Below are 14,760 nucleotides of genomic sequence, written 5' to 3'. Positions count from 1 at the left end.
GGCGCCTAGAAGAAGGTGCGGACGTAGTCGGTGACCGTGCCGTCCGCCCCGACGACCGGGATCAGCGGCCACTTCTCGAAGATCGTGCAGGGGTGGGACATGCCGAGCGCCACCCAGTCGCCGACCTGTACGTCCTCGGCCGAGTCGGTCTCCAGCCAGGCGTGCTGGTCCGACAGCTTGACGACGCGGACCCCGGTCGCGGGCCGCTCCTCGCCGGTGAGGGCGTCGCGGACCAGTTCGGCCTCGGGCAGCCCGAGGTCGTAGGCGACGTCGCGCTTGCCGGCGTTGACGAAGGCCTGGGTGGGCGAGGGCCGGGAGACGACCTGGGTCCACAGCCGGAAGGCGGGTCGCAGCCCGCCCTCCCGCGGGATCCGGTTGAAGGGGGTCAGCCGGCCGTACCAGCCGTGGTCGTGGGAGACGTACGCCCCGGAGCGCAGCAGCCTCAGGGTCGGCCGGGAGAGCTCGGGGAGTGCGCCGAAGACGTCGGCGACGGAGTCGAACCAGGCGGAGCCGCCGGCGCTGACGACGATCTCCGGCACGTCGGGGGAGTACCGCCCCGCCTTGTCGAACTCGACGGCGAGAGCGGTCAGCCGGCGCAGGTAGGCGTCGACGGTCGAGGGGTCGGCGCCGGGTACCTCGGCCTCGTAGCCGGCGACGCCGACGAGGCGCAGGGTGTCGGTGGCGGCGACGGCGTCGGCGACGGCCCGACAGTCCTCGTCGGTGCGGGCGCCGGTGCGGGCGCCCTCGCCGGCGCCGAGCTCGACGACGACGTCGATGACGGCGGGCTGCCCGGCCAGGGCCCGGTCCATGAGGTGGACGCCGCGTACGGAGTCGACGTAGCAGACGAACCGGAAGTCGGGGTCGGCGGTGAGTTCGGCGGCGACCCAGCGCAGGGCGGCGGGGTCGACGAGCTCGTTGGCGAGGAAGATCCGGTCGATGCCGAAGGCGCGGTAGACGCGCGCCTGGTGGGGGACGGCGGCGGTGATGCCCCACGCGCCGTGTTCCAGCTGGCGCCGGAAGAGCTGCGGGGACATGCAGGTCTTGCCGTGCGGGGCGAAGGCGAGCCGGTGGCGCTTCGAGTATTCCCCGAGTGCGGTGAGGTTGTGTTCCAGCGCGTCCGCGTCGAGGGTGAGCACGGGCGTGGTGAACCCGCCCGTGAACAGGTCGCGGGCCTGGGCGGCGAGGGCGCCGACGGTCAGGCCGGCGTGCTCGGCGTCCGGGGGGAGGCCCTTGAACCGGTGGTCGACCGGTTCGTCGGAGAGGGCCTGGACGGGGTCGCTGGGCATGTGCGGGTGCCTCCCGGGCGTGTTGCGCGTACCGCAACGGTCGTTGCGTATGCCGCTGCATGCTGTCTAACATCCCGCATGACGGCGGGTCAACGGGCGGAGCCCGGTGCGGCGCCGGACCAGCCGCCGCGCGGGCGGACGTACGGACGGACGAGGGGACACGGCGTGAGCCAGTCGGTGGAGCGCGCGCTGCAGATCCTGCCCGCGCTCGCGAAGGGTCCCGCCGGGCTCGGTGACGTCGCCGACGGGCTCGGCGTGCACAAGAGCACCGCGCTGCGGCTGCTGCGGACCCTGCACGCGCACGGCTTCGTGTACCGGCAGCCGGACGGCCGCTACCGGCTCGGCGCCGGTCTGTTCGCGCTGGCCGCGGAGGCGGTGGAGAACCTGGACGTGCGCGAGGTCGCGCACCCGCACCTGGTCGAGCTGAACCGGCTCACGGGGCACACCGTCCACCTGGCACTGCACCAGGACGACGAGGTCGTCTACATCGACAAGGTCGACAGTCGCTACCCGGTGCGGATGTACTCCCGCATCGGCCGGCCCGTCCCGCTGACCGTGGCCGCCGTCGCGAAGGTGATCCTCGCCGACCTGCCGGAGGCCGACCGGCGGAGCCTGGCCGCGCGCATCGAATACCCCCGATACACCGCCCGCTCGACCCCGGACGCGGACGCCTTCCTGACCGAGTTGGCCCTCGTGCGCAGGCAGGGCTGGGCCGCCGACCTGGGGGGTCACGAGGAGGCGCTCAACTGCGTGGGTGCGCCCGTGCGCGGCCCGGGCGGGCGGGTCGTCGCCGCGATGTCCGTCTCGGCTCCCGGTGTTGTCGCCGGCCCCGACGAACTGCTCGAACTGCTGCCCCTGGTACGCCGTACCGCCGACACCATCAGCCGGGAGTACTCCGGCTCCGAACCCAGCGAGGACGCCCCGTGACCGAGAAGACCGCCATCACCCCCGACACCCACACCGCGCCGCCCGCGAGGTTCTCGCACGGCGTGCGCAAGGGCAACATCCTGCAGGTCGCCGGTCAGGTCGGCTTCCTGCCCGCCGTGGCGGGGCAGGCGCCGACGCCGGCCGGGCCGACGCTGCGCGCGCAGACCCTGCAGACGCTGGAGAACGTACGGTCCGTGCTGGAGGCGGGCGGGGCGACCTGGGACGACGCGATGATGATCCGTGTCTACCTGACGGACACCGCGCACTTCGCCGAGATGAACGAGATCTACAACGCCTACTTCGAGGAGCAGGGCCTCAAGGAGGCCCCGGCCGCCCGGACCACGGTCTACGTGGGCCTGCCGGCCGGGCTGCTGGTCGAGATCGACGCGCTGGCCGTCCTGGCCTGAGCGCGCCGAGGGGGCGCCCCCCGGGTGGCGGGGCGCCCCCTTCGGGCCGGACGGCCGCGGGGCCGTCACGTGCAGTACTGGGCTTCCTTGCCGATGGACCGGTACATGCAGTCGGCGTTCTCCAGGAGTTGGAGCACGGCCTCCTTGTTGCGGGAGGTCTCGCGGTCGATCACCTCGTCGGGCGGGTAGAACCCGCCGCCGCCCGCGCTCGACGGGTACATCTCGAAGGTGTAGGCGAAGATCTTCTGGCTGCCCCACAGCCAGTCGTCGATCGTGCCGTCGGTGATGTACAGGTCGCTCGACTGCTCGGGCGTGTAGCCGTTGCTGGCCGCCATGCCGGTGCCGACCTTCTTGAAGGCGGCGAGGTCGTCGGCGGTCAGGCCGGGCGCGGTGTCGTTGTACGTCCAGCCGAAGGGCCACAGCACGAGCTGGCTGTAGGTGTGGAAGTCGATCGAGGCCTTGATCTGCTGCTTGCCGCCGACGACGCGGCTGCGCACGAAGTCGGAGACCACCTTCACCTCGGGGGCGGACTCGGCGGCCGGACCCCGGTAGGTCTCGGAGCTCTTGCTGCTGCTGGAGCCGCCGCAGCAGCCCCACTTGTAGTTCCAGTTCCGGTTCTGGTCCGTGCCGACGTAGGAGGAGCCGGAGTTCGGCTGCCGGTTCTTGCGCCAGGAGCGGTAGGAGCCGGTGGCGATGTCGTACTCGCCGCCGTCGGGGTTGAGGTCCGGCACGATCCAGATCTCGCGGTTGTTGACGGCGTTGGTGATCCGGGACTCGGTGCCGTACTTGGAGCCGAACTCCTTCAGCAGGTACAGGGCCATCTCGACGGTGAGGTGCTCGCGGGCGTGCTGGTGCGCGGTGAAGAGCACCTCGGGCTCGGCCTCGTCGGTGGCGACGTTGTCACTGATCTTGATCGCGAAGAGGTCCCGGCCCTGGTACGACTTCCCGATGACGCGCTTGCTCATGATCCCGGGGTACTGGGCGATGCGCTGGTCGATCTCCGCGGTCGCCTCGGCGTAGTTGTGGTACTTCGAGTCGGCGGACGGGAAGTCCATGGTCCCGGAGGCGATGCCGGGCTCGGAGCGGTCCGGGGGACCGGGCAGCGCGGTCAACTGGTAGCCGCGCTTGCGGAGGTCCTTGGCCTGCATGGTGTCGGCGCTGACGACCACGGTGTGGTCGTCCACCTCGTCGATCGACACTCCGGTGCGCAGCAGGGCCGTCCGGTCGGCGACGGTGGACGGCCCGTGGATCCGGTACTGGACGATGGCCTCGTCCTGGGTGGCGGTGGACGGGGTGGGTGGCGGGGCTGCCGTGGCGCTCATGCCGTAGGCGGGTGCGCCGAGCGCGAGCGCCAGCAGGGCAGCCGTGACGGCGGCCCTCCGGCGGGTGTGGAGCCGCATGCGTTCTCCTGGGTCGGGAGTGTGGGGGTAGCCGTGCGGACGCGCACAGCGTGCTCTCCTGGCATGTCCGGGTCAAGAGCCTGCCGGGTGCGCCGACCTGAATCGGCCACCCCCACTCGTACCGCCTACGGGAGCGCGTGGACCTTGGGACCCACCGCGTTGGACCAGGCGCTACCCGCCTTGGCGTCCCAGTTGGTCGACCAGGTCATCGCCCCGCGCAGCCCCGGGTAGGTCTTCGACGGCTTGAAGGATCCGCAGTTCGTACCGCGGGCCAGGCAGTCCAGGGCGTTGTTGACGATGGTCGGCGACACGTAGCCGCTGCCGGCGCCGCTGGGCGAGGCCGGGACGCCGATGCCGACCTGCGAGGCGTCGAGCCCGCCCTCCAACTGGATGCAGGCCAGGGCGGTCAGGAAGTCCACCGAACCCTGCGAGTAGACCTTGCCGTCGCAGCCGTTCATCGCGCCGCTGTTGTAGTACTGCATGTTGACGACGGTCAGGATGTCCTTCACGTTGAGGGCCGTCCTGAAGTAGCCGCCCTGCGTGGACTGCATGTCGATCGTCTGCGGAGCCATCGTCAGCACCATGGACGGGCCGGCCTTGGCCGACAGGGCGCGCAGCGCCTGCGTCATGTAGGTCGGGTTGAGGCCGTTCTCCAGGTCGATGTCGATGCCGTTGAAGCCGTACTCCTGCATCAGCGCCCAGGCCGAGTTCGCCAGGTTGTTCGCCGAGGCGGAGTCGTTGACCGAGATCGTGCCCTTCTCGCCGCCGATGGAGAGGATGACCGACTTGCCGGCCGCCTTCTTCGCGGCGATGTCCGCCTTGAACTGGGGCACGGTGTAGCCGTTCAGGCCCGCCGAGTCGAGGTTGAAGGTGATGGCGCCGGGCGTGGCCGTGGCGTCGGCGAAGGAGACGGCGAGGATGTCGTACTCGTTCGACACGTCGGAGAGCTTCTGGACGGTCGCGCCGTTGTTGAAGTTCTGCCAGTAGCCGGTCAGCGCGTGCTTGGGGACCGAGGGGTTCGGGCCGGGGCCGGGGCCGCCGCCCGTCGTCGTCCCGGTCACCGGCGCCGACTTCGCGCCCTCGCCGGCCGCGTTGTAGGCGCTGACCTGGAAGGAGTACGAGGTCGACGCGGCGAGCCCGGTGATCTGCGCGGAGGCGTCCGTCACGGACTTCACCCGGACGCCGTCCTGGTAGACGTGGTAGCCGGCCGCGCCGCCGACCGCGTTCCACGAAAGGGTGAGCGCGCTCGCGCTCTGGCCGGAAACGGCGGTGCCGGCGGGGGCGCCCGGGATGCTCGGGCCGGGGTCGGTCCCGCCGCCCCCGTCGGGGCCGACGACGCTGAACTCGTCGATGACGTACGGGGTCTGGCCGTACCAGCCGTGGGTCCAGACGCTGACCTGGGTGGTGTTCGGGCCGGTGGAGAAGGTCGTGGAGAGCTTCTGCCAGCCGGCGCCGGAACCCGGCGTCCAGGTGGAGACGTCCTGCGTGCCGGTGCCGGTCGCGCCGAGGTACACGTAACTGCCCTGGACCTGGGTGCTCAGGGTGTACGTCGAATTCGGCTTGACCGTGACGGTCTGGCTGCAGCGGGCGTTGTCCTGGCCCGCCGGGGCCGCCCGCAACGCGCCCGCCCCGGCGAAGACCGGGGAGGAGACGGAGGCGCCGCTGCCACCGGAACAGGACCAGTTGGCCAGCCCGGATTCGAAGCCGCCGTTGCGTACGACGTTGACGTCGGCCGCCTGGGCGATGCCGGGGGCGAGGGCGGTGAGGCCGCCCGCGGCGAGGGTGGCCGCGCCCAACAGGGCGAGGGAACGTATGCGGTTCACGTGGGCTCCGTGGGGGGAGGAAGGGACAAGCGGAATGAGGGGGAGTGGGGGATCCCCGCAAGCAAGTGCCGGCGCAGCCAAGTTGGTCCAGACCAATCCTCGTGTCAAGGGTCTTTGCGAAGTGGCTTGAAATGGACGGGTCTCGAATCCCGGTTGTCCGGGTTTCCCGCCACCTGTGACACCTGCTCAGGGCACGGGAATCCGCAAGGCCCTGCCCCACCAGGGAGGTCGCGGATATGGTGCTGGGGCAAGGGGGAAGCACGTCGGGAGTTTGCGGTCGCGCAGCACGTGCGCTTGCGCGAAGGCCGCGGGAACGTGCGTGGTGTACCGGGTGAACGGGGGGATTCGGGTGCCGACCGCCATCGCTGTCACCAGCGCCGACCTGGTACTGCCGGCCCCTGACCGGCACACCCCGGGCGCCGCCGTCCTGCGCCCGCCCGGCGAGGCGGACCTGGAGGGCTCCCTCGCCGAGACCACCGCCCTGCTGGACCGGCACGGCCACCTCGTGGTCGTCGTACCGTCCTGGCTGCCGGCGGCCGGCGCGCGCCGACTGCACACCGTCCGGGCCATCCTGGAGACCGACCGGATCGCGCTCCTCGACATCGATCTCCCGCCGTTGGCCACGGCCGTGCTGGTACGTCAGCTGCGCCAGCTCAGCGTCTGCGACTTCAGCCCCGGCGTCCTCGCCTCGGCCGCCCGCCTGCTCTCCCACTACATCCACGCGGGCGCACTGCTCGGTACGGTCGCCAAGCTCGACCGGGTCCCCGTCGGCCTCAAGGCGCACGCCCGGTCCTGGTCACCGAGCGCCCGCTTCGCCGTGCTCGCCCACCCGACACCGCACCTCGCGAAACTCGGCCCGCAGGGGACCGCGGCCGCGCGCGAGGGCGTGCTGCCACCGGGACCCGGCTTCGCCACCCACCTCACCTTCGCCCGCGGCCAGTTGTCCTCCGACTGGGTCGCGACCGAACTGGCCCCCGCCTGGCAGGTGCAGGGAGTCATGGAGAACCCGCTGCCGGCCGACTCGCCCGGCTGGTGGGCCACCCCCAAGCTCGTCGAGTTCGCCGCGGCCATCCCCGACCCCTCCGTGCTCTACCAACTGGTCTCCTCCGTACGCCGCGAGGAGTGTCGGTGGTGCGGCTTCGAGCTCATCGGCGACCGCTGCGGATTCTGCGCCGCGCCCCTCGCGGCGCCGCCGCCCGAAGCGGCCACCCGTTCCAGATCCAGATCCTGACCGGCCCGAACGAACGAAGAACGGCGAGGTAGTACGGCTCATGAACTCACGCCAGCGCCGCGGCGTCATCCTGCTCCTGCTGTCGGTCCTGTGCGCCCTCGCGGCGTTCGGCGGGGTCCTCGTGGTCATCGGCGACGTCAATTCGAAGGTCGGGAACGAGGTCGTCGCCTACCGGGTCAAGGGTGACATCGCCCCCTACAGCGCCCTCGGTGCGGGCCAGTTCGAAGAGGTCACGGTCCCGAAGCGCTGGCTGTCCGACACGGCCGTCACCGACCTCGGAGCCCTCCACGGCAAGATCGCGCTCACCACCCTGAAGAAGGGATCGCTGCTCCAGACGGACATGTTCGTCGACAAACCGCAGCTCCAGCCCGGTGAGCAGGAGATCGCCATCATGATCGACGCGGCGACGGGCGTGGCCGGCAAGATCACGTCCGGCGCGAAGGTCAACATCCTCGCCACCTTCAAGGGTGCCAAGGACACCGACCCGTCCCGGTCGGTCATCATCGTCGCCAACGCCCGCGTCCTGGGCGTCGGCAAGCTCACCGCCCTGGAGAAGAACAGCGACCGCACCGGCCCGGCCGAGGCCGTGCCGATCACCTTCGCCCTGACCACCAAGGACACCCAGCGCGTCGCGTACGCCGAATCCTTCGCGGAACACGTCCGGCTGGCCCTGGTGGCCCCCGGCACCGACTCGGCACCCGGCCCGAGCGACCGCACGTACACCCTCGAAGGGGACAAGTGAGGCGCGGATGACCACTCGTATCCTGCCCGCCGCCGGTGACGCGGACGCCGCCCGCGCCATCGTGGCCCTGCTCAGCCAGCTCCCGGACGCCGAGCCGGCCGCCCCCGTACCCGATTCCACGTCCCTCCTCGACACCCTCGGCCGGATGGCCGCCGAATCCGTCGACGAACTCCCCGAGGTCGTTCTCGTCCACGAACGGATCGGCCCCGTCCCCGCCCTGGAACTCATCCGCGAGGTCGCCCTGCGCTTCCCGGCGGTCGGCGTGGTCCTGCTCTCCTCCGACACCGGACCCGGGGTGTTCTCCGCCGCGATGGACTCCGGCGCGCGCGGCCTCGTCGGACTGCCGCTGGGCTACGAGGAACTCGCCACCCGCGTCCAGGCCGCCGCCCAGTGGTCCGCCGGCGTACGCCGCCACCTGGGCCGGGGAGCCGACGCACCCACCGGCCCCGGCGGCCGGCTCGTCACCGTCACCGGCGCCAAGGGCGGCGTCGGCACCACCTTCACCGCCGTCCAGTTCGCCCTCGCCGCGACCGCCTCCGGCCGCCGCACCGCCCTCGTGGACCTCGACCTCCAGGCCGGGGACGTCGGCTCGTACCTCGACGTCCAGTTCCGGCGCTCCGTCGCCGACATCGCCGGCATCCAGGACATCTCCCCGCGCGTCCTCCAGGACGCCGTCTACGAGGACCGCACCGGCCTGGCCCTGCTGCTGGCCCCCGCCGAGGGCGAACGCGGCGAGGAGGTCGACGACCGCGCCGCCCGCCACGTCATCGCCGCCCTGCGGGCCCGCTACGAACTCGTCGTCGTCGACTGCGGCACCCAGGTGACCGGCGCCAACGCCACCGCCGTGGAAATGGCCGACGTGGCGGTCCTGGTCACCACCCCGGACGTCGTCTCCGTACGGGCCGCCAAGCGGATGGTCCGCATGTGGGAGCGGCTCCAGGTCCGCAAGGCCGAGGACACCACCGTGGTCGTCAACCGGTGGAGCAAGCACACCGAGATCCAGCCCGCCCTCATAGAGAAGATCACCAAGACCCGGGTCGCCCGCACCCCCGTCCCGGCCGCCTTCAAGGAACTCCAGGGCGTCGTCGACGCGGGCCGCGTCCAGGACCTCGACAACCGCTCGACCGTCAAACAGGCCCTGTGGACCCTGGCCGGCGAACTGGGCCTGATCGCAGTCCCCGACGAACCCAAGGCCGGCCCCGGCCACGCCCTCGCCGTCCGCCCGTCGGGCCCGGTGGCCCGGCTGCGCCGCGGCCGGGAGGGCTGACCCGATGGCCGCCCGGCGGTCCGTGCGCACCGGCTCCGACCGCGGGCAGGTCGCCGTCGAGTTCGTCGGCATGGTCCCGCTGATCCTGCTGCTCGTGGCGGCGGTGTGGGAATGCGTACTGATCGGCTACGCCTTCAGCCTGGTCGGCAACGCGGCCGACGAGGCGGCACGGGCGGGGGCGGTCAAGGGCGACGGGGCCTCGTGCGAGGCCGCGGCAGGCGAGCACATCGGCTCCGCGTGGTCCATGGAAGTGCAATGCGGACCGGCCGGGGACGTCTACAAGGCGACGGTGAAGCTCAAGATCCCCGTGTTCCACCCAGCCCTGAACTTCGGCACCATCACGGGCACGGGCGGCGCGGCCACGGAGAAGGAGGCGAACTGACGTGGACAGGCCACGCATCCGCTCCGACCGGGGTCAAGTAGCCCTGGAATACATCGGCTTCGTACCGATCCTGCTGTTCGTCGCGCTCTGCGCGATCCAACTGGGCTGGATCGCGTACGCGGAGGAACAGGCGGGTACCGCCGCCCGAACCGCCGCCCGCGTCGAGGCGCGCAACCCGGACCGCGGGGAGGCCGCCGGACGAGCCGCCATCAGCGGCGGCCTGGCCTCCGGAGCCTCGTTCGACTGGAGCACCTCGGCGGACGCGGTCAGCGTGACCGTCACCCTCACCGCCAATTCGATCATCCCCGGTCTCGGGCCCCACCAGGCACGGAGCACCGCCGTCATGCCCAACGACGACCCGAACCCGATCGGAGCCCGCCCATGAGCCTGCGCTCCCGGGTCAACACCCCCGACGACCGCCACAGCCCCCGCGAGGACGGCCGGCTGGTCTCCTCGTACCGGGCCAAGCTGCTGGAGGAGATCGACCTCGCCGAGATGTCCGCGCTCGCGCCCGCCGAGCGCCGCGCGCGCCTGGAGCGCGTGCTCGGGCACATCATCAGCCGTGAGGGCCCGGTCCTGTCCACCGCCGAGCGGGCCCAACTCGTGCGGCGCGTCGTCGACGAGGCCCTCGGCCTCGGCGTGCTCGAACCGCTCCTCGAAGACGCCTCGATCTCCGAGATCATGGTCAACGGGCCGGACCAGATCTTCGTCGAGCGCGCCGGCCGCGTCGAGCAGCTCCCCCTCCGCTTCGCCTCGCACGAGCAGCTCATGCAGACCATCGAGCGCATCGTCTCCACCGTCAACCGCCGCGTCGACGAGGCCAACCCGATGGTCGACGCCCGCCTCCCCAGCGGCGAGCGCGTCAACGTCATCATCCCGCCGCTCTCGCTGACCGGCGCCACCCTCACCATCCGCCGTTTCCCGCGCGCCTTCACCCTGCACGAGATGATCGGCCTCGGCTCCCTCGACGAGCAGATGCTCCTCCTGCTGTCCGGACTGGTCCAGGCGAAGATGAACGTGATCGTCTCCGGCGCCACCGGCACCGGCAAGACCACCCTCCTCAACGCCCTCTCCGGACTCATCCCGGAGGGCGAGCGCGTCATCACCATCGAGGACTCCGCCGAGCTCCAACTCCAGCAGGCGCACGTCATCCGCCTCGAATCCCGGCCCCCGAACGTGGAGGGCAAGGGTCAGATCACCATCCGCGACCTCGTACGCAACTCCCTGCGCATGCGCCCCGACCGGATCATCGTCGGCGAGGTCCGCGGCGGCGAGACCCTCGACATGCTCCAGGCCATGTCCACCGGCCACGACGGCTCCCTCGCCACCGTCCACGCCAACAGCTCGCAGGACGCGTTGATGCGCCTGCAGACCCTCGCCTCCATGTCGGAGGTGGAGATCCCCTTCGAAGCCCTCCAGGACCAGATCAACAGCGCGGTCAACGTCATCGTCCAGCTGACCCGCTTCGGTGACGGTTCGCGCCGCATCACGGAGATCTCCATCCTCGATTCCCACGGCCGCGAACCCTTCCGCATCACCACCGTCTGCCGCTACGTCGCCCAGCCCATGGGCGCCGACGGACGCGTCCACGGCCACTTCACGTACCACCCGCTGCCCCGCCGGATCGCGGAACGCCTCTACATGAACAGCCAACCGATTCCCCAGGCCTTCGGGGTCGCCCTGTCGGACGAGCGGTACGAACCGTTCGACCCGCTCACCTCTCGGACCGTCCTGTGAACAACCTCGTCCTCCTCACCCTCGGCGCCACCCTGCTGGCCGGCCTCCTCGTGTCGCTCGGCGTGCACGCGTACGCCGCCGGGCACGCCCAGCGCGCCGCCCTCATCGAACGGCTCTCGGCGAGCGGCGCACCCGAACCGAAGGGCCGCCGACGCCGCTTCCCCGCCGTGGACCGCCGACTGCGCGCGACCCGGTTCGGACGCCGCCTCGAACTGAAGCTGGCCACCACCGGCATGGACCTCACCCCCGGCGAGTTCTTCGTCTACATGCTGATGGCCATCACCGGCGTCTGGCTGGTCTCCGCGTCGCTCCTGGCACCCTTCTTCGGCCCCCTCGCCGGCCTGATCGGCATCTGGGCGGCCAACGCCTTCCTCAACTGGCAGCGCGCCCGACGCACCGAACGCTTCATCAACCAACTCCCCGAACTCGCCCGCATCCTCGCCAACGCCACCCAGGCCGGCCTGGCCCTGCGCACCGCCATCGGCATGGCGGCCGAGGAGTTGGAGGCCCCGGCGGGCGAGGAACTCTCCCGCGTCGCGGACCGCCTCGCCGTCGGCCACTCCATCGAGGAGGCCCTCGGCGAGATCGTCGACCGGCTGCCGTCGCGCGAACTCGTCGTCCTCGTCTCCACCCTCGTCCTGTCGGCGCGGGCGGGCGGCGCCATCGTCGGAAGCCTGCGGAACCTGACCGTCACCCTGGAACAGCGAAAGGAGACCCGCCGGGAGATCCGTACGCAGCTCTCGCAGGTCACCGTCACCGCCTACCTCGTCCCCGCGATCGGCCTGGGCTCGCTGCTCCTGGTGAACGCGATGATGCCCGGCGCCCTCGACCGGATGACGGGAGCGTTCGTCGGGCAGGTGGCGGTGCTGGTCTCCCTCGGCCTCTTCGCCCTCGGCTTCTTCCTCATCCGCCGCCTCTCGAAGATCGACGTGTGAGGCGGACGACCACATGAGCGCGCTGCTGCCCCTCGCCCTCGCCCTGGCCCTCGGCCTCGCCGTCTTCGGCATCCTCCACGGCATCCGCCTCTACCGCGCCGACGTCGAACTCCCCACGGACCTCGCCCTCGCCCTGGAGGTCGGCGCCACCCGCACCACCGCCGTGGGCTCCCTCGTCGACCGCCTCGGCATCCGCTGGGCCCCGCTGGTCCTGCGCCTCATGGGCCCCAAGCAGGTCGCCCGCAAACGCCGCCAGATCGACATGGCGGGCAACCCGTCCGGCCTGACCATCGACCGCTACGCCGCCCGCCGCGCCGTGTACGGATTCCTCGGCGGCCTCGGCGCCCTGGCCATGCTGATGAACGGCCGACTGGTGCCGGCCCTCCTGATGGTCGCCTTCGGCCTGTTCTGGATCGAGGCCGGCCTGTGGTCCGCGATCCGGGTCCGCCGCGACAACATCGAACGGACCCTGCCCGACTTCCTCGACGTCCTGGCCGTCGTCGTCAGCGCCGGTCTCGGCTTCCGGCAGGCACTGGAACGCGTGTCGCACAAGTACGAGGGCCCCTGGGCCGACGAGGTCCGCATCACCCTCCAGCAGATGGACATGGGCGTCAGCCGCCGCCAGGCCTTCGACGAACTGCGCCGCCGCAACGACTCCGAGCAGGTCGCCCAGTTCGTCACCGCCCTCCAGCAGGGCGAGGAACTCGGCTCCCCGATCGTCGAGACCCTCATCGCCATCGCCGAGGACATGCGCCGCACCGACGCCCAGAACGCCCGCCGGCGCGCCGCCCGGGCCGTCCCCAAGGCCACCTTCGCGGTCACCATGTTCATGCTGCCGGGCACACTGATCCTGCTCGTCTGCGGGTTCGTCTACGGCGCGGACGTCGACTTCGGCGCCCTCCTGGGAGGCGGGTGAGCCATGATGCCGATCCGCGTCCTCATCGCCGACGACAACCCGGTCGTCCGGGCCGGCCTCGCCGCCCTGCTGGCCGCCACCGACGACCTCCGGGTGGTGGCCGAGGCCCGCGACGGCCGGGAGGCCCTGAGTCTGACCCGCCGGCACACCCCGGACGTGATCCTGCTGGACGTCCGCATGCCGGGCGTCGACGGCATCTCCGCGCTCCCGCACCTGGTACCGCTGGCCCCCGTCCTGATGCTGACGCACAGCCGCGAAGCCGACACGATCCGCGAAACCCTGCTCCTGGGCGCGGGCGGCTACCTCGTGCACGGCGAGTTCACCGCGGACGACCTGATCCGCGCGGTCCGCGACATCCGGGCGGGCCGCGCCCACTTCTCGACGTCGGCGGCGACGACCTTGCTCTCAGACCTCCGAAGCTCTTCGCAACCGCAACGAAATGTGGCATCCTCTACGGAGCGCATGCACAACTCCGTTCCCTATGGACTGAGTTCGCGGGAGACTGAGATCATGGACCTGATCGCGTCCGGAATGAACAACCAGCAGATCGCCGGCGCGTGCTTCATCAGCGAGAAGACGGTCAAGAACCACATCAACCGCATCTTCGCGAAGCTCAGGACCACCACCCGCAGCGAAGCGATAGCCCGCTGGCTGGGAACCGCCCGTCCGGGAGTGACCGGCCATGGCTAGCCGCAGGACGCAGTGGGTCCGCATTTGGGCCCCGGGACCCTTGGTTATCACCCGTAACTCCCCGTACCGTCCGCCCATCAACAGTGGCACCGGCCCGGGAGGGGACCCCCATGTCACACAACTCGCTGCTGAAGGCGTCCGTAGAGGTCAAGGTCCGGCTGAACACCTGGACGGACACGGCGATCACCCAACTCCGCAAGCGCTACGCGAACCAGGACCGGGGCCAGACGGCATTCGAATACCTGGGCATCATCCTGGTGGTCGTGGTCATCATCGGCGCGATCGTGGGTACGGGCATCGGTCAGGCCATCACCAACCGGATTTCCGCAGCAGTCGCCGCGGTAACCGCCGGGAGTTGATCTCGCCGGGCCGGAAGGACGAAGGCCAAGCATTCCCCGTCTACATCGTCTTGGTGGCGGGGGTGCTCTTCGCCGCGCTCGCGTTCTTTGTCGTTGGGCAGGCCTCGGTCAAGCGGAGCGATGCCCAGGGCGCTGCCGATGCTGCCGCCCTGGCAGCCGCCCGGGACGCCAGGGATCATCTTGTGCCCGGACTGGACCTACTCACCCTCACTCCCGATCAGTGGGAGGACGTCCTCAATGGCGATTTGTTCGACCCGGAGGGTGGGTGTGGGAAGGCGGTTGATTTCGCCGGCCGGAACAACGCGCAGGCTACCTGCTCGCGATCAGGACTCGCTTTCACGGTCGGGGTGACGACGAACGGAACCGTGGGAAAGTCTGTCGTACCTGGAACGGACGCGGTGCATGCGACAGCCAATGCCAAGGCCGAGATTCGATCGCGCTGCACGCTGACATCGGCGCCACCACCAGCCCCGACTGCGCTTCCTTCCCCAAGTCCCAGTCCAAGTGCGGGGCCTCCGGACAAGCCTGGGCGTGTCATTTTTGCGTGCAAGGGGGCCGTGGTCACGTTCGACCCGTCCAGGCCGGATCCATGGCGGATCTTGGCGAGAGCGCTTTTCGACGTGAAACTGACCGATTGAAATTGATTCACCAGACAAGG

The 14,760-nt window shown here is 70.8% G+C and carries 16 protein-coding genes; 13 read left to right on the top strand and 3 right to left on the bottom strand.

What is annotated here, in order from left to right; genetic code table 11:
• Nucleotides 1–5: 5 nt before the first annotated feature.
• Nucleotides 6–1,286: an alanine racemase gene (locus ACZ58N_RS05755; RefSeq protein WP_471156028.1), complete on the bottom strand. Its 1,281-nt coding sequence runs from the start codon at nucleotides 1,284–1,286 to the stop codon at nucleotides 6–8.
• A gap of 165 nt (nucleotides 1,287–1,451) precedes the next feature.
• On the opposite strand from ACZ58N_RS05755, the gene ACZ58N_RS05750 reads away from it, so the two are divergent.
• Nucleotides 1,452–2,213 carry an IclR family transcriptional regulator gene (locus tag ACZ58N_RS05750; protein WP_471156025.1) on the top strand — a complete coding sequence of 254 codons (762 nt, stop codon included), beginning with the start codon at nucleotides 1,452–1,454 and terminating at the stop codon, nucleotides 2,211–2,213.
• Nucleotides 2,210–2,620 carry a RidA family protein gene (locus ACZ58N_RS05745; RefSeq protein WP_471156022.1) on the top strand — a complete coding sequence of 137 codons (411 nt, stop codon included), beginning with the start codon at nucleotides 2,210–2,212 and terminating at the stop codon, nucleotides 2,618–2,620. Before ACZ58N_RS05750 ends, ACZ58N_RS05745 begins: the two co-directional genes overlap by 4 nt.
• Before the next feature lie 65 nt (nucleotides 2,621–2,685).
• Here ACZ58N_RS05745 and ACZ58N_RS05740 read toward each other — a convergent pair whose 3' ends face one another.
• Together ACZ58N_RS05740 and ACZ58N_RS05735 are read right to left on the bottom strand one after the other, a co-directional pair.
• Nucleotides 2,686–4,020 (bottom strand): M14 family metallopeptidase, encoded by a 1,335-nt coding sequence (locus tag ACZ58N_RS05740; protein ID WP_389709985.1) that lies wholly within the window; start codon nucleotides 4,018–4,020, stop codon nucleotides 2,686–2,688.
• A 125-nt stretch (nucleotides 4,021–4,145) separates the two neighbouring features.
• A complete protein-coding gene (locus ACZ58N_RS05735) occupies nucleotides 4,146–5,843 on the bottom strand; it encodes a chitinase (RefSeq protein WP_471156018.1) in 1,698 nt (565 codons plus the stop codon).
• Between the two features lie 331 nt (nucleotides 5,844–6,174).
• Here ACZ58N_RS05735 and ACZ58N_RS05730 point away from each other — a divergent pair, with 331 nt between their 5' ends.
• The 11 genes from ACZ58N_RS05730 to ACZ58N_RS05680 all read left to right on the top strand — a co-directional run bounded on the left by ACZ58N_RS05730 (nucleotide 6,175) and on the right by ACZ58N_RS05680 (nucleotide 14,740).
• Nucleotides 6,175–7,074 carry a hypothetical protein gene (locus ACZ58N_RS05730; RefSeq protein WP_471156015.1) on the top strand — a complete coding sequence of 300 codons (900 nt, stop codon included), beginning with the start codon at nucleotides 6,175–6,177 and terminating at the stop codon, nucleotides 7,072–7,074.
• A gap of 40 nt (nucleotides 7,075–7,114) precedes the next feature.
• A complete protein-coding gene (gene cpaB / locus ACZ58N_RS05725) occupies nucleotides 7,115–7,816 on the top strand; it encodes a Flp pilus assembly protein CpaB (RefSeq protein WP_471156013.1) in 702 nt (233 codons plus the stop codon).
• Between the two features lie 7 nt (nucleotides 7,817–7,823).
• On the top strand, nucleotides 7,824–9,083 hold the full coding sequence (locus ACZ58N_RS05720; RefSeq protein ID WP_471156010.1) for an AAA family ATPase: 1,260 nt from the start codon (nucleotides 7,824–7,826) through the stop codon (nucleotides 9,081–9,083).
• 4 nt (nucleotides 9,084–9,087) lie between these two features.
• A complete protein-coding gene (locus ACZ58N_RS05715; RefSeq protein WP_471156007.1) occupies nucleotides 9,088–9,465 on the top strand; it encodes a TadE/TadG family type IV pilus assembly protein in 378 nt (125 codons plus the stop codon).
• A 1-nt stretch (nucleotide 9,466) separates the two neighbouring features.
• Nucleotides 9,467–9,850, top strand: coding sequence for a TadE/TadG family type IV pilus assembly protein (locus ACZ58N_RS05710; protein ID WP_471156005.1), 384 nt, complete (start codon nucleotides 9,467–9,469; stop codon nucleotides 9,848–9,850).
• Complete coding sequence (locus ACZ58N_RS05705; RefSeq protein WP_471156002.1) at nucleotides 9,847–11,202, top strand: CpaF family protein; 1,356 nt, start codon at nucleotides 9,847–9,849, stop codon at nucleotides 11,200–11,202. Before ACZ58N_RS05710 ends, ACZ58N_RS05705 begins: the two co-directional genes overlap by 4 nt.
• Nucleotides 11,199–12,137 (top strand): type II secretion system F family protein, encoded by a 939-nt coding sequence (locus ACZ58N_RS05700; RefSeq protein ID WP_471156000.1) that lies wholly within the window; start codon nucleotides 11,199–11,201, stop codon nucleotides 12,135–12,137. The genes ACZ58N_RS05705 and ACZ58N_RS05700 overlap by 4 nt, the downstream gene beginning before the upstream one ends.
• A 25-nt stretch (nucleotides 12,138–12,162) precedes the next feature.
• Nucleotides 12,163–13,053 (top strand): DUF5936 domain-containing protein, encoded by an 891-nt coding sequence (locus ACZ58N_RS05695; RefSeq protein WP_383992518.1) that lies wholly within the window; start codon nucleotides 12,163–12,165, stop codon nucleotides 13,051–13,053.
• Nucleotides 13,054–13,056: 3 nt separating this feature from the next.
• Complete coding sequence (locus ACZ58N_RS05690) at nucleotides 13,057–13,743, top strand: response regulator (RefSeq protein WP_471155997.1); 687 nt, start codon at nucleotides 13,057–13,059, stop codon at nucleotides 13,741–13,743.
• A 110-nt stretch (nucleotides 13,744–13,853) separates the two neighbouring features.
• Nucleotides 13,854–14,102, top strand: coding sequence for a hypothetical protein (locus ACZ58N_RS05685; protein ID WP_471155995.1), 249 nt, complete (start codon nucleotides 13,854–13,856; stop codon nucleotides 14,100–14,102).
• A complete protein-coding gene (locus ACZ58N_RS05680; RefSeq protein ID WP_471155992.1) occupies nucleotides 14,099–14,740 on the top strand; it encodes a pilus assembly protein TadG-related protein in 642 nt (213 codons plus the stop codon). The genes ACZ58N_RS05685 and ACZ58N_RS05680 overlap by 4 nt, the downstream gene beginning before the upstream one ends.
• The last annotated feature ends 20 nt before the right edge of the window (nucleotides 14,741–14,760 follow it).

It is taken from the genome of Streptomyces sp. NPDC040432, from assembly GCF_055595445.1.
Note: the sequence above shows the minus strand (reverse complement) of the source record. Positions and strands in the feature narration are given on the sequence as shown.